The organism is Parasphingorhabdus pacifica (genome assembly GCF_054779195.1).
Genome location: NZ_BAAGYS010000011.1, coordinates 200,207 through 213,281 on the forward strand (window position 1 = coordinate 200,207; position 13,075 = coordinate 213,281).

General features: G+C 65.7%; 19 protein-coding genes. 17 read left to right on the forward strand and 2 right to left on the reverse strand.

Translation table 11 applies throughout. The features are described from left to right. Positions 1-2: 2 nt before the first annotated feature. The 10 genes from rplR to map all read left to right on the forward strand — a co-directional run bounded on the left by rplR (position 3) and on the right by map (position 7,265). Complete coding sequence (gene rplR, locus ACYVAN_RS17895) at positions 3-404, forward strand: 50S ribosomal protein L18 (protein WP_460961063.1); 402 nt, start codon at positions 3-5, stop codon at positions 402-404. A gap of 53 nt (positions 405-457) precedes the next feature. After that, on the forward strand, positions 458-1,069 hold the full coding sequence (gene rpsE / locus ACYVAN_RS17900) for a 30S ribosomal protein S5 (RefSeq protein WP_460961065.1): 612 nt from the start codon (positions 458-460) through the stop codon (positions 1,067-1,069). A gap of 4 nt (positions 1,070-1,073) precedes the next feature. Further along, positions 1,074-1,256: a 50S ribosomal protein L30 gene (gene rpmD / locus ACYVAN_RS17905; RefSeq protein ID WP_460961067.1), complete on the forward strand. Its 183-nt coding sequence runs from the start codon at positions 1,074-1,076 to the stop codon at positions 1,254-1,256. 2 nt (positions 1,257-1,258) lie between these two features. Further along, a complete protein-coding gene (rplO, locus tag ACYVAN_RS17910; protein WP_460961069.1) occupies positions 1,259-1,708 on the forward strand; it encodes a 50S ribosomal protein L15 in 450 nt (149 codons plus the stop codon). Between the two features lie 336 nt (positions 1,709-2,044). Next, positions 2,045-2,536 carry a hypothetical protein gene (locus ACYVAN_RS17915; RefSeq protein WP_460961071.1) on the forward strand — a complete coding sequence of 164 codons (492 nt, stop codon included), beginning with the start codon at positions 2,045-2,047 and terminating at the stop codon, positions 2,534-2,536. Between the two features lie 13 nt (positions 2,537-2,549). Next, positions 2,550-3,167, forward strand: coding sequence for a hypothetical protein (locus ACYVAN_RS17920; RefSeq protein WP_460961073.1), 618 nt, complete (start codon positions 2,550-2,552; stop codon positions 3,165-3,167). A gap of 42 nt (positions 3,168-3,209) precedes the next feature. Continuing rightward, positions 3,210-3,800 (forward strand): hypothetical protein, encoded by a 591-nt coding sequence (locus tag ACYVAN_RS17925; RefSeq protein WP_460961074.1) that lies wholly within the window; start codon positions 3,210-3,212, stop codon positions 3,798-3,800. Between the two features lie 457 nt (positions 3,801-4,257). Continuing rightward, positions 4,258-5,571 (forward strand): preprotein translocase subunit SecY, encoded by a 1,314-nt coding sequence (gene secY / locus ACYVAN_RS17930; RefSeq protein ID WP_460961076.1) that lies wholly within the window; start codon positions 4,258-4,260, stop codon positions 5,569-5,571. Positions 5,572-5,829: 258 nt separating this feature from the next. Next, positions 5,830-6,381: an adenylate kinase gene (locus ACYVAN_RS17935; RefSeq protein ID WP_460961581.1), complete on the forward strand. Its 552-nt coding sequence runs from the start codon at positions 5,830-5,832 to the stop codon at positions 6,379-6,381. 83 nt (positions 6,382-6,464) lie between these two features. Continuing rightward, on the forward strand, positions 6,465-7,265 hold the full coding sequence (gene map, locus ACYVAN_RS17940; RefSeq protein ID WP_460961078.1) for a type I methionyl aminopeptidase: 801 nt from the start codon (positions 6,465-6,467) through the stop codon (positions 7,263-7,265). Between the two features lie 64 nt (positions 7,266-7,329). Here map and ACYVAN_RS17945 read toward each other — a convergent pair whose 3' ends face one another. Further along, positions 7,330-7,941 (reverse strand): class I SAM-dependent methyltransferase, encoded by a 612-nt coding sequence (locus ACYVAN_RS17945; RefSeq protein ID WP_460961080.1) that lies wholly within the window; start codon positions 7,939-7,941, stop codon positions 7,330-7,332. Between the two features lie 249 nt (positions 7,942-8,190). Between ACYVAN_RS17945 and ACYVAN_RS17950 the strand changes: the two genes are divergently transcribed. Further along, the gene (locus ACYVAN_RS17950) at positions 8,191-8,634 is read left to right on the forward strand and encodes a DUF1707 SHOCT-like domain-containing protein (protein ID WP_460961082.1); all 444 of its coding nucleotides are present in this window, start codon (positions 8,191-8,193) and stop codon (positions 8,632-8,634) included. Here the strand turns inward: ACYVAN_RS17950 and ACYVAN_RS17955 are convergent. After that, positions 8,606-9,298: a class I SAM-dependent methyltransferase gene (locus ACYVAN_RS17955; RefSeq protein WP_460961084.1), complete on the reverse strand. Its 693-nt coding sequence runs from the start codon at positions 9,296-9,298 to the stop codon at positions 8,606-8,608. The two genes, ACYVAN_RS17950 and ACYVAN_RS17955, sit on opposite strands and share 29 nt — an antisense overlap. Positions 9,299-9,727: 429 nt before the next feature. Here ACYVAN_RS17955 and infA point away from each other — a divergent pair, with 429 nt between their 5' ends. The 6 genes from infA (at position 9,728) to ACYVAN_RS17985 (ending at position 13,052) form a co-directional block, all read left to right on the forward strand. Continuing rightward, complete coding sequence (gene infA / locus ACYVAN_RS17960; RefSeq protein ID WP_009948665.1) at positions 9,728-9,949, forward strand: translation initiation factor IF-1; 222 nt, start codon at positions 9,728-9,730, stop codon at positions 9,947-9,949. A 52-nt stretch (positions 9,950-10,001) separates the two neighbouring features. Next, on the forward strand, positions 10,002-10,115 hold the full coding sequence (gene rpmJ, locus ACYVAN_RS17965) for a 50S ribosomal protein L36 (RefSeq protein WP_460961086.1): 114 nt from the start codon (positions 10,002-10,004) through the stop codon (positions 10,113-10,115). 206 nt (positions 10,116-10,321) lie between these two features. Then, positions 10,322-10,702: a 30S ribosomal protein S13 gene (gene rpsM, locus ACYVAN_RS17970; protein WP_460961088.1), complete on the forward strand. Its 381-nt coding sequence runs from the start codon at positions 10,322-10,324 to the stop codon at positions 10,700-10,702. 25 nt (positions 10,703-10,727) lie between these two features. After that, positions 10,728-11,132 (forward strand): 30S ribosomal protein S11, encoded by a 405-nt coding sequence (gene rpsK, locus ACYVAN_RS17975; protein WP_380666905.1) that lies wholly within the window; start codon positions 10,728-10,730, stop codon positions 11,130-11,132. A 23-nt stretch (positions 11,133-11,155) separates the two neighbouring features. Further along, on the forward strand, positions 11,156-11,761 hold the full coding sequence (rpsD, locus tag ACYVAN_RS17980) for a 30S ribosomal protein S4 (RefSeq protein ID WP_460961090.1): 606 nt from the start codon (positions 11,156-11,158) through the stop codon (positions 11,759-11,761). Between the two features lie 172 nt (positions 11,762-11,933). Continuing rightward, positions 11,934-13,052: a DNA-directed RNA polymerase subunit alpha gene (locus ACYVAN_RS17985; RefSeq protein ID WP_460961092.1), complete on the forward strand. Its 1,119-nt coding sequence runs from the start codon at positions 11,934-11,936 to the stop codon at positions 13,050-13,052. The last annotated feature ends 23 nt before the right edge of the window (positions 13,053-13,075 follow it).

A 13,075-nucleotide genomic window follows, 5' to 3' on the forward strand; every position in this document is an offset into this window, starting at 1 on the left:
CCATGAGCGAGACCACAGCTACGAAGCGCAAGCCCGTGGGCAAAGACATCTCGACCGTGCGTCGGACTGCCCGCGCGAACCGACACTTCCGGATCCGCAAGAAGGTTTCCGGTACCACCCAGCGGCCACGTCTGGTCGTCACGCGATCCACGCGGCACATCGTCGCGCAGGTCATCGACGACACCGCCGGCCACACGCTGGCCTCGGCCTCCACACTGGAAGCCGACCTGCGCGGTCTCGAGGGTGACAAGAAGTCCAAGGCCGGCAAGGTCGGAGAACTCGTTGCCGCCCGTGCGAAGGACGCCGGAATCGACAAGGTCGTTTTCGACCGCGGCGGAAACGCCTACCACGGCCGCGTGGCCGCGTTGGCGGACGCCGCTCGCGATGGCGGTCTGGAGTTCTGACAAGTGCGTAAGACTGAGTTTTTGAGTACCGCGACCAACGGAAGGGACGCCTGATGCCTGGACGCACTCGGCGTGACGGCGGTTCGGAATCCGGCGGCAAAGACCGCAAGGACCGCCGCGACGGTGGCCGTGGCGGGGCGGCCCAAGAGAAGACCCCGCAGTTCGAACGTGTCGTGACGATCAACCGTGTAGCGAAGGTCGTCAAGGGCGGTCGTCGGTTCAGCTTCACCGCGCTGGTCGTCGTCGGCGACGGTGACGGCATGGTCGGTGTTGGTTACGGCAAGGCCAAGGAAGTTCCGTCCGCGATCGCCAAGGGCGTGGAGGAAGCGAAGAAGAACTTCTTCCGCGTTCCTCGCGTCGGTGGCACGATCACTCACCCCGTGCAGGGTGAGGACGCCGCGGGCGTTGTGATGCTGCGCCCGGCCAGCGCCGGTACCGGTGTTATCGCCGGTGGCCCGGTGCGTGCGGTCCTCGAGTGCGCGGGCGTCCACGATGTGTTGAGCAAGTCGCTGGGTAGCGACAACCCGATCAACATCGTCAAGGGCACGATCGCCGCGCTGCGGATGCTGCAGCGCCCGGAAGAAGTTGCGGCTCGCCGTGGCCTGCCGGTGGAGGACGTTGCTCCGGCCAGCATGCTTCGGGCTCGCGCGGGGCAGGGGGTGTGATCTGATGGCACAGTTGAAGATCACGCAGGTGCGCGGTCTGGTCGGCACCAAGCCGAACCAGCGCGACACGATGCGCACCCTCGGGTTGCGCAAGATCCGCCAGGAGGTCGTTCGTCCGGACAACCGTGACGTGCGCGGCCTGGTCAACACCGTTCGCCACCTGGTGACGGTCGAGGAGGTCGACTGAGCATGGTCATCAAGATTCACGACCTGCGGCCGGCTCCGGGCTCCAAGCGCGACAAGATCCGTGTTGGTCGCGGTGAGGGCTCGAAGGGCAAGACCGCTGGGCGCGGTACCAAGGGCACGAAGGCGCGGAAGACTGTCTCCCCTCGTTTCGAGGGTGGACAGATGCCGCTCCAGATGCGGTTGCCGAAGCTTCGCGGCTTCAAGAACCGCAACCGGGTCGAGTACCAAGGCGTCAATGTCGGCAAGCTGGCCGCGGCTTTCCCGCAGGGCGGCAAGGTCGGCATCGATGAGCTGATCGAGGCGGGGCTGGCCAACAAGGGCGAGCTCATCAAGATTCTCGGCGATGGTGACCTCGAGGGCGCGAAGCTGGAGGTGTCCGCACACGCGTTCACCGGCAGCGCCCAGGAGAAGATCACCGCAGCGGGTGGTTCGGCGACCAAGCTGGGCCGCTGAACCGCGATACTCGCGAAAAGGGCCGGTCGACCTTCGGGTCGGCCGGCCCTTTCTCGTGTTTCGGGCGTACAGGTTTCAGTGCGTACCGGCTTCAGTGCGTACCGGCTTCAGTGCGTACAGGTTTCAGGTGTACGGATTCAGCGTGTACAGGTGTACACCGCCGTTCGCGGGATGGTGCGCACCGCCGGGCGGGGTCGGCTGGCTGGTCGGTTTGCGCAGGCAAAAGAGTCATGAGAGCGGTCTCATTGGCTGATGATTCCCGGCTGGTCGGCGCCTAGGTTGATCGATACCGCAACACCACGCGGCATCGACGATTTCCCAAGGAGCGATCACCGAATGGCCAATCCCAGACGAGTGTCGCGCACAGTGCTGTCGACCATCGGTCTGTTTCTTCTGGCCGGCGCTTTTCCCGCGACAGCGGGCGCCGCGCCCGAGGGGTCCGAGCACTGCAACCTCGACGTGCGAACCGGGGAGCAGCGTTGCTTCGCCACCACCAGGGCCGCTGTCGAGGACGCGCAGCAGCTGACGGCGCGAGCTGCTGACGACGTCATCCAGGCGACCGTGTTCTCCGACCGTGATTACGGCGGCGACAGCCTCACCGTGTACGGCAGCGGGCTGTGCGAAAAGGACGGCTGGGTCGATTACCAGTTGAACCTGGGGGACGAGTGGAAGGACCGGGTGTCCTCCGTGCAGCCCTGGGGCAAGTGCTGGATCTGGCTCTATCCCGAGCCTGACCTGGGCGGGGATCGCGACGGGCCGTTCAAGGAGAACACGCCATACGTCGGGGACCTGCTCAACGACCGCACCCAGTCCATCGGTCTGAGCTGAGGAGGACCCGGCCATGCTTCAACGCAAACCCTTCGCGCTCGTGGCCGCCGCGGCCGCGCTGAGCGCGTTGTTCGTCGTCCCGACCGCCTCGGCTTCGGCCGCCGACGGCCCGACGGCGCGCGAATTGCTGGAGAAGTGCAACAACGGCACCGACAGCTGCGTATTTCACCCGAACGGGGAGCGGGAGTACTTCACCGGGGAGGTCCGGACCGTGGGTGCCCCCGTTTTCAACTGCACCGACAGCGTTCAACGCTCGGCGGTGTCGTGGTCGGACACCACTTCCCAGAGCAACAGCTTCGGCCTTTCGATGACCACCGAAGCGGGGTTCGGGAAGGTGTTCTCGGTGGCCTACGAGCAGAGCTACCAGCACACGTGGGAGGAGTCGCACACGGAATCGCAGACGACCTACGTCGACACCAATCCGAATCAGGTGGGGTGGGTCGAGCGGCGGCCGCAGATGGAACGGGTGCGGGGCACCTACGAACTGCACTTCGAGGACAGGTTCCACGACCACTACATCTGGTACGTGGACGCGGCGATCACCGGGCCTGCCGCGGACGCCTCCGCCGCGATCAGCCAGCACGTGCGGGACATGACCGAAGAGGAGATGAACCGCCCGGGGTGCGCCTGAGGCCGGTGTGTTCGTGCGAATTCCGAGTGGAGATGGAGTCCCATGAGAATCCTGATGAGCGCCGGCTGCGCAGTCGCGGCAACGCTGATGTTCGTGCCGACCGCTTCCGCGGCCGAGGAGCCGACTGCACGTGAATTGCTGGAGAAGTGCGACAACGGCACGGACAGCTGTGTTTTCCACCCGGAGGGTGCGCCCGAGTACTTCCAGAACAGTTCGGAGCAGGTCGGCAGTCCGGTCTTCAACTGCACCGAGCTGTCCCAGCGAATGGCGGTGTCGTGGTCGGACACCACGTCGGAGAGCAACAGTCTCGGGCTGTCGATGGAGACCTCGTTCGGCGAGGTGTTCAAGGTGAGCTTCAAGGCGAGCTACGGGCACGAGTGGACCGAGTCGCACACCGAGAGCCAAACGACCTATCTCGAGGTGAGCCCCGGTGATGTGGGGCGGGTCTTTCACGGGCCGCGGATGCAGCGGGTGCGGGGCACCTACGAACTGCATTTCGGAGACCCGTTCCGCGGCCACTACATCTGGTACGTGCCGATGGAGGTGACCGGCCCGGCGAACGACCAGGCGAGCACGGTCGTGCAGTCGACGGAAGACATGACCGAGCAGGAGTGGGCCGCCAACTGTGGTTGATCGCGGTGGACGGAGCGGTGGGGTGTGCGTCCGGCGCCCCATCGCCCCATCGCCCATCGCCCCGTCGATTCGGGCCCTGTCGATTCGGGCCCCGTCGATTCGAGCACCGTCGATTCGGGCACCACGGCAGGAACCCGGCTTGGCGGGATGTGGACACGGTCCGCGACGCGCCGGACGAGTGCGCTGTCGTCCAGGCCTGCGCGATGGTCCGTTGACGATCTTGTAGAGGGCCGTTGAGGCGAACCGGGAGGTCTGCTCGGTGGATCGATCCGGCGGGTACTCAGTGATCATGGAGAGTGAATCAATGGCAGCGCGCTGTGCCCGCCGAAGGGCCTGCTAGAGTCGCCGAGGCAGCACCGTGCCAAGCACGGTGCTGTGGAATTTCCAGCCGTGCCGGCTCTGGAAAGCCGGCCATCGTCCTGGCCGGTTCATCCCGGCTCGCGTACAGGAGGTTCGCGTGCTCGGCGCCTTCCGCTCGGCTCTGGCGACGCCGGACCTGCGCCGCAAGATCCTGTTCACACTGGGAATGGTGGTGCTTTATCGGCTCGGCGCCACGATCCCCTCTCCTGGGGTGTCGTACCCGAACGTTCAGCAGTGCTTCGAACAGTTGCAGGGCAGCGGCAATCAGAGCGTCTACTCGCTGCTGAACTTGTTCAGCGGCGGTGCGCTGCTTCAATTGTCGGTGCTGTCCCTGGGCATCATGCCCTACATCACCTCGAGCATCATTGTTCAGCTCCTGCAGGTGGTCATTCCTCGCTTCGAACAGCTGAAGAAGGAAGGCCAATCCGGGCAGGCGAAGCTGACCCAGTACACCCGGTACCTGACGATCGCGCTCGCGGTCCTGCAGGCGACGGGTGTCGTCGCACTCGCGGTGCGCGGTCAGCTCTTCCAGGGCTGCTCGGTGGACGTCGTCCCGGACAACTCGGTGCTCAACCTGGTGACGATCGTGGTCGTGATGACCGCCGGTGCCGCCCTGCTGATGTGGATGGGTGAGCTGATCACCGAGCGGGGCATCGGCAACGGCATGTCGTTGCTGATCTTCGCCTCGATCGCGGCTCGTATTCCGGCCGAGGGTGGCAACATCCTCAACTCGCACGGCCCGCTGGTCTTCGCGGTGATCTGCCTGTTCGCCGTCGCGATCATCGCGACGGTGGTGTTCATCGAGCAGGCGCAGCGCCGGATTCCGGTGCAGTACGCGAAGCGCATGATCGGCCGCCGGATGTACGGCGGAACCTCGACCTACTTGCCGCTGAAGGTGAACCAGGCCGGTGTGATTCCGGTCATCTTCGGTTCGTCCTTGCTGTACCTGCCACAGCTGCTGGGTCAGCTGGCGGGCAACCAGGACACCTGGTGGGCGCGGTTCATCCAGACCTACATCGTGGATCCGTCCAGCTGGGTGCACATTCTGCTGTACATGGCGATGATCGTCTTCTTCGCCTACTTCTACGTCTCGATCACGTTCAACCCGGAAGAGCGGGCGGACGAGATGAAGAAGTTCGGCGGATTCATCCCGGGCATCCGGCCGGGGCGGCCCACCGCCGAGTATCTGAGCTTCGTGCTCTCGAGGATCACGCTGCCCGGTTCGTTGTACCTCGGCATCATCGCGATCCTGCCGAACTTCTTCCTCGGCCTCACCGGTGGCCAGGGGGCGAACCAGAACTTCCCGTTCGGCGGCACGGCAGTGTTGATCATGGTCAACGTGGGTCTGGACACCGTGAAGCAGATCGAGAGCCAACTCACGCAACGGAATTACGAGGGTTTCCTCAGGTAAACTCACCTTTCCGGGCTGTGAAGCGCTGTGGCTCAGCGTCTGTCGTGGTCGTCTCCAAGACGTTTACCGTGAGTAGGCAGTCGCTCGTTCGCGCATTCCACCCCCAGCGCAGGGTTGGTGGATTCGCGGTCCGGCCGCGTCGGCGGACCGCGGGTCCACCGGATGCGTGCTTGTACGCGAGAGTGCGACAGCCGAGAGTGCGGCAGCGCTCGAAAGACGGTGGCGTGTGCCATCAGACGATTCGGAGGCAGACCCTTGGTGCGATTGGTTCTCGTCGGCCCGCCCGGAGCGGGCAAGGGCACCCAAGCGGCCGTGCTGAGTGAACAGCTCGCGGTACCGCATATCTCCACCGGAGATCTGTTCCGCGCGAACATCGGTAACTCGACGCCGCTCGGCCAGAAGGCCAAGAGCTACATGGATGCGGGCGAGTTGGTTCCCGATGAGGTCACGAACGAGATGGTGCGGGAGCGGCTGGCCGAGCCGGACGCGCAAGAGGGGTTCCTGCTCGACGGGTACCCGCGCAACACCGCCCAGGCCGATGTCCTCGGTGGCATTCTCGGTGAGAACGGCATGGAGCTGACCGCGGTGATGCGGTTCGACGTTCCCGAGGAGGAACTCGTCAACCGTATGCTCGAGCGTGGGCGCTCGGACGATACCGAGGACGTCATTCGTCGTCGTCTGGCCGTCTACGAGTCCGAGACGGCGCCGCTGTTGGAGTACTACGCGGACAAGGTGATCAGGATCGACGCGCTCGGCAGCGTCGAGGAGATCACCGCACGTGCGCTGGAGGCGCTGCGGGCGCGCGCCTGAGCGCCCGAATGACATGAACGTGAGGGGCCGGTCCGAGCTTAGGCTCGGCCGGCTCACTCCGTTTTCGGCGGCAGTGATCGGAAGTGAGCGCGGTGTTGCGGCGAGGTAAGGGGATCGAACTCAAATCCACGGGTGAGATCCAGGCGATGCGTGCGGCCGGTTTGGTGGTCGCTCGGGCGCTCGCCGAGGTCAACCGGTTGGCGAAGCCCGGGGTCAGCACCGCGGACCTTGACGCGGCCGCCGAGCAGATCATCCGCGATGCCGGTGCGGTCCCGTCGTTCAAGGGCTACCACGGTTTCCCCGGGTCGATCTGTGCCTCGGTGAACGAGAAGGTCGTGCACGGCATCCCCTCCGGCCGGGAGGTCCTGGCGGAGGGCGACATGATCTCGGTCGACTGCGGCGCGATCCTGGAGGGCTGGCACGGCGATTCCGCGGTGACAGTGGCCGTCGGCGAGCTCGGGAAGCGCGAAAAGGCGCTCTCGGAGGCGACGAAGCGGTCGATGTGGGCCGGGATCGAGCAGGTGCGAGCGGGTAACCGGCTCACCGATATCTCGCACGCCGTGGAGACCTCCGCGCGCAAGTCGGCGTCGACCGACGGGCACCCCTACGGGATCATCGCCGAGTACGGTGGCCACGGCATCGGGACGAGCATGCACATGGAGCCGTTCCTGCCGAACCTGGGAAAGCCGGGCAAGGGGCCGAAGCTCAAGGTGGGCATGGCGCTGGCCGTCGAGCCGATGTTGACGCTGGGCTCTGCCGACACCGAGGAGCTCGAGGACGAGTGGACCGTGGTTACCGCGGACGGCTCGATGGCCTCGCACTGGGAGCACACGGTCGCCATCACCGAGGACGGCCCCTGGGTTCTGACCGAGGCCGAGGACTGAGTGACCGGCGCTGCCGGGTGGCCCGGTGGACAACGCGCGGACGTCTTAGGTGCGGGCGCCGTGGTCAGTCCGGGCTGATGGGTCTGCGGCAGACGTAGATCCGTGCCGGCGGCAGGTTTCGCCACACGGTGCTGCGCGGCAGGACTTCTTCGAAGTTCTCGTGCAGGGTCCGCACGAACGCGGTCGTGTTCGTGCGCCACAGCGTGGTCAGGTAGGTGACCGTGGTGAGGACGCCCTGCGGACTGAGGGTTCCGGTGACCTCGCGCAGCAGTTCTCGTTGTTGCCCGTGGTCCATGAGGGTCCAGGGGATGCTGCTGATGACCGCGTCGACCTGGGTGATGCCGATGGAGTCGAGCAGTCCCGCCAGGTTTCTTGCGTCGCCGTGGATGACCCGCAGCCAGGGCTTCGCCGTTTTGAGGTAGTGGACCATTCCGGGGTCGATTTCCAGCGCGATGTGCTGGGCGTCGGCCGGTAGCCGGCGGTGGATGGCGTCGCTGAGCGCTCCGGTTCCGGGGCCGAGTTCGAGCACGGTCGGTTTGCCGCTCCGGGGGAGCACCTCGGCGACGGCGTCGGCCACGTGCCCGGAGGTCGGCAGGATGGCTCCCATGGTGGCCGGACGGTTGGCCGCGCGTGCGAGGAAGGCCCGGTACTCCCGGAGTCTGTCGAGCTTGCTCACTGGCGCTCCTGGTCTTGTCCGTTCGGCCGCGCACCCGACGGTAGCCGGTGGTGACGGCAGCCGTCCTGCTGATCCCGGAGTGTTCCGGATACCTGACTCGGTGGTGCGGCGGGTTGTCCGGTTCGGCCCGATGGAGGTGAATTGCGGTGGAGGTGAATAGCCGGGCGCAGCGGGGTCCTCGCTCGAACGGACGATATCGCGCGGCCGTAACGGTGTTATAGGCTCTTCGGGACAGGTCGGGAGGCAGCGATGGACGGTCCAGCAGGGCACTTGCGCGTCGGCGACCGCGAACGAGCGGACGCGATCGAGACTCTGCGGCGAGCTCATTCGGAAGGCCGGATCGACCTGTCCGAGTTCGATGAGCGGAGCGCCTCGACCTGGGCGGCCAGAACCTACTACGAGCTGTCCGCGGTGACCGCCGACCTGCCCACGAGCTCATGGGTCACGGGCGGAGTCGAGTCCGCCGGGAGCGGGGTGGCCCGGGACTGGCGGTCGAGCGCGCCATTGCGGGTGATGCGTGGGAGCGCGGAGTTCGCCTGGCTGGTCGCAGTCTCGATCAACCTGGTGATCTGGCTGCTGGTCTCCGCCGGGTCGAGCGACTCGATCTACCCGTGGTGGATCTGGGTGGCCGGGCCGTGGGGAGCGGTGCTGCTCGCCGCGCGCATCAGCGGGATCGGACGTCCTCACCGCTGAAACCGGGCAGCGGCCGACGGCAGATGTAGTGCAGGATCGGCGGCAGGTTCCGCCAGGTCGTGTGGGTCAACACCTCGTCGAATGTGGCGTCGAGCTGAGCGCGGAAGCGCTTGCCGCCGGAGTTCTGGTCGACCGGGATGTACGTGACGGCTGTGAACGCGCTGTGCGGAGCCATCACCCCGGCGACCTGGCGCAGGATGTCGTTCTGCTCCTCGAGGGCCAGCAACGACCAGGGGATGCTGCTGATGATCGCGTCCACCTGCCCGATGTCGAGGTCGTCCAGGATCTCGCGGAGGCGTCCCGCGTCCCCTTGCACGACTTCCATCCACGGCTTGTGCGTTCGCAGGTGGTCGACCAGTTCTTGGCTGAGTTCGATGCCGACGTGCCTGGCATTGCTGGGCAAGCGGCCTCGGATGCCCTCGCTGAGCGATCCCGTGCCGGGGCCGAGTTCGACCACGACGGGGGTCCCGGTGGTGGGTACCACCTGTGCGACCGTCGCCGCGACGGCGGTCGAGGTCGGGGTGGCGGCACCGATCATCCGTGGGTGACGAACCGCCGTCGAGAGGAACGTGCGGTATTCCTCGAGTTTGGCCGCCGGGCTCAGCGTCGGCATGTCCAGAATTTTCCGGATGGCACCGACCGGGCGGTCTTGCTGGGCTGTCACGGCTCTCCTCGTTGGATTCCCTCGTCCGCCTGCGAAGTGGCGAAGCGTGATCGAAAGTAATGAGCTTCGAAGCCGGTTCGCAAGGTTGCCACGGTCCGCGCGCAACATGATCAGGTGTACCACTTCGCCGTTGGGGCTGCCGTGTTGGCAGGTCGGGAGGGGTCCCCGCTGTGGAGCCGGTTTTCGTGTGCGCGTACAGTGGAGCATCGGCGCAATTCATCGCGCCGGTTCGTCGTGCCTTGTGCTTACCAGAGTAGGCCGCGCACCTCCGGTCCGCATAGGTCCGGGGTGTCGGTTCCGGTGAACACGCTACCGCGATTCGTCGCGGGTACTGGTCTTCGAGTCGGCTCGGAGTGTGCCACAGTCGTCGCAGCCCAAACCCGGGTTCGACGGCAAGACAAACTGTCACCGTCACGAAACGCGGAGGACATGGGCAAGAAAGACGGGGCCATTGAGGTCGAGGGTCGCGTGATCGAGCCGCTCCCCAACGCGATGTTCCGCGTCGAGTTGGAGAACGGGCACAAGGTCCTCGCACACATCAGTGGCAAGATGCGTCAGCACTACATCCGCATCCTGCCTGAGGACCGGGTCGTTGTGGAGCTCTCGCCCTACGACCTCTCCCGTGGGCGCATCGTCTACCGCTACAAGTGACCTCCACGGTGTCCGGGAGACCGGACACGCGTCCGAGCAGGAGAGGTCGACCGTGAAGGTCCAGCCTAGTGTGAAAAAGATCTGCGACAAGTGCCAGGTGGTCCGCCGTCACGGGCGGGTCCTGGTGATCTGCGACAACCAGCGCCACAAACAGCGCCAGGGCTGATCGCAGGTGGGCACACGGCGCCGTCGTGCGCCGCGTCGCAGCCACCCACAACAACAGGAACTCCCTTGAACCTGTCGACTCGTGAGTGAGTCGGCCGACCTCCGGACTCCAGGCCGGGGCTTCGAGGGCCACGGGCGTCGAGCACGCCGGTGCCTCGAAGGTGGTCAGGGAGGTAGACCTGGAGCAACGCGAAGGAGACCTGCCAGATGGCAAGGGTTAGCGGCGTTGATCTTCCGCGCGAGAAGCGCTTGGAGATCGCGCTGACCTACATCTACGGCATCGGCCGTACCCGGTCGCAAGAGATCCTGAAAGCGACGGACATGTCGTTCGACATCCGCGCGAAGGACCTCACCGACGAGCAGCTTGCGCTGCTCCGCGACCACATCGAGAACACCTACCGGGTCGAGGGTGACCTCCGCCGCGAGGTCCAGGCCGACATTCGCCGGAAGATCGAAATCGGCTGCTACGAGGGGATCCGGCACCGCCGTCACCTCCCGTTGAACGGGCAGCGGACCAAGACCAACGCCCGTACCCGCAAGGGGCCGAAGAAGACGGTCGCCGGCAAGAAGAAGGCCGGGAAGAAGTAAGCCTCGCTAGGAGACCACGACAAATATGCCACCGAAGTCTCGCGCCGGTGCCGTCAAGAAGGTGCGGCGCAAGGAAAAGAAGAACGTAGCTCACGGGCAAGCCCACATCAAGAGCACGTTCAACAACACGATCGTCTCGATCACCGACCCCACCGGTGCGGCGATCAGCTGGGCCTCCGCGGGCCACGTCGGGTTCAAGGGCTCTCGTAAGTCCACCCCGTTCGCCGCGCAGATGGCCGCTGAGAACGCTGCCCGTAAGGCTGCCGAGCACGGCATGAAGAAGGTCGACGTCTTCGTCAAGGGCCCCGGCTCGGGACGTGAGACGGCGATCCGCTCGCTGCAGGCAGCCGGCCTCGAGGTCGGCACGATCCAGGACGTCACACCGCAGCCCCACAACGGCTGCCGGCCGCCCAAGCGGCGCCGAGTCTGATCGCGGGAAGGGAGTAGAAGAAGATGGCACGTTACACCGGTCCCGCGACCCGTAAGTCCCGTCGCCTGAAGGTTGACCTGATCGGCGGCGACCAGGCGTTCGAACGCCGTCCGTACCCGCCGGGCCAGCACGGCCGCGCGCGCATCAAGGAAACCGAGTACCTGCTGCAGCTCCAGGAGAAGCAGAAGGCCCGGTACACCTACGGCGTGCTGGAGCGTCAGTTCCGCTCCTACTACGAGGAAGCCAACCGGCGTCCCGGCAAGACGGGTGAGAACCTCCTGCAGCTGCTGGAGTCCCGCCTGGACAACGTCGTGTACCGCGCGGGCCTGGCCCGTACGCGTCGCATGGCGCGTCAGCTGGTCAGCCACGGTCACCTCATGGTCAACGGCAAGCGGGTCAACATCCCCAGCTTCCAGGTGTCGAAGTTCGACATCATCGACGTGAAGCCGAAGTCGCTGGGCACGACGCCGTTCATCATCGCCAAGGAAACCCTGGGCGAACGGCCGATCCCGGCTTGGCTGCAGGTCGTTCCTTCGACGCTGCGGATTCTGGTTCACCAGCGTCCGGAGCGTGCGCAGATCGACACCCCGGTCACCGAGCAGCTCATCGTCGAGCTCTACTCGAAGTGACGCTTGCCGCCGGCGGTCCTTCGTGGCCGTCGGCGGAGGCACTTCCGGGTGGTGGTGCAGGAAGCCACCGCCCGCCCGCGAGCACAGTCTTTCGTGTCCACGTGGACCGTAGTCGCGGGCACGCCATCCATCGGCGTCAAATGGCGGTCGCCGTTAGGAAAGGAAAACCCAAGTGCTCATCTCCCAGCGACCCTCACTGGCCGAAGAGGCAGTGTCGGAAACCCGCTCCCGGTTCGTCATCGAGCCGCTGGAGCCGGGCTTCGGCTACACCCTCGGCAACTCGCTGCGCCGCACCCTGCTCTCTTCGATCCCGGGTGCGGCCGTCACGAGCCTGCGCATCGACGGTGTGCTCCACGAGTTCACCACGATCCAGGGCGTGAAGGAGGACGTCACCGACGTCATCCTGAACCTCAAGGAGCTGGTCGTCAGCTCCGAGGAGGACGAGCCGGTGACGATGTACCTGCGCAAGCAGGGCCCCGGTGAGGTCACCGCCGCCGACATCGTGCCGCCGGCCGGCGTCACGGTGCACAACCCGGATCTGCACATCGCGACCCTCAACGGGAAGGGCAAGCTGGAGATCGAGCTCGTCGTCGAGCGCGGTCGCGGCTACGTCCCCGCGGTGCAGAACAAGCAGGCTGGTGCCGAGATCGGCCGGATTCCGGTCGACTCGATCTACTCGCCGGTGTTGAAGGTGACCTACAAGGTCGAGGCGACTCGTGTCGAGCAGCGCACGGACTTCGACAAGCTCATCCTGGACGTCGAGACCAAGCCGTCGATCACGCCGCGCGACGCGGTTGCTTCGGCCGGTCGGACCCTGGTTGAGCTGTTCGGGCTCGCGCGTGAGCTCAACGTGGACGCCGAAGGTATCGAGATCGGACCGTCGCCGGCGGAAGCCGACACCATCGCGGCCTACGCGATGCCGATCGAGGACCTCGACCTCACGGTGCGCTCCTACAACTGCCTCAAGCGGGAAGGCATCCACACGGTCGGCGAGCTGGTCTCGCGGAGCGAGGCCGACCTGCTGGACATTCGTAACTTCGGTGCGAAGTCCATCGACGAGGTCAAGTTGAAGCTGGTTGGCTTGGGACTCGCGCTGAAGGACAGCCCGCCCGGGTTCGATCCGTCCGCGGCTGCGGCGGAGTACGCGTCCGAGGGCTGGTCGGCCGAGGATGATGACGCCATTGGTGAACCTCTTGGTGAATCCATGGGTGACTCCATTGGTGGCGTGCCCACGATCGACGACAACGGCTACGACGACGGTCAGGACTACGCGGAGACTGAGCAGCTGTAGCTGTGTTGCGCGGAATGGGGAAC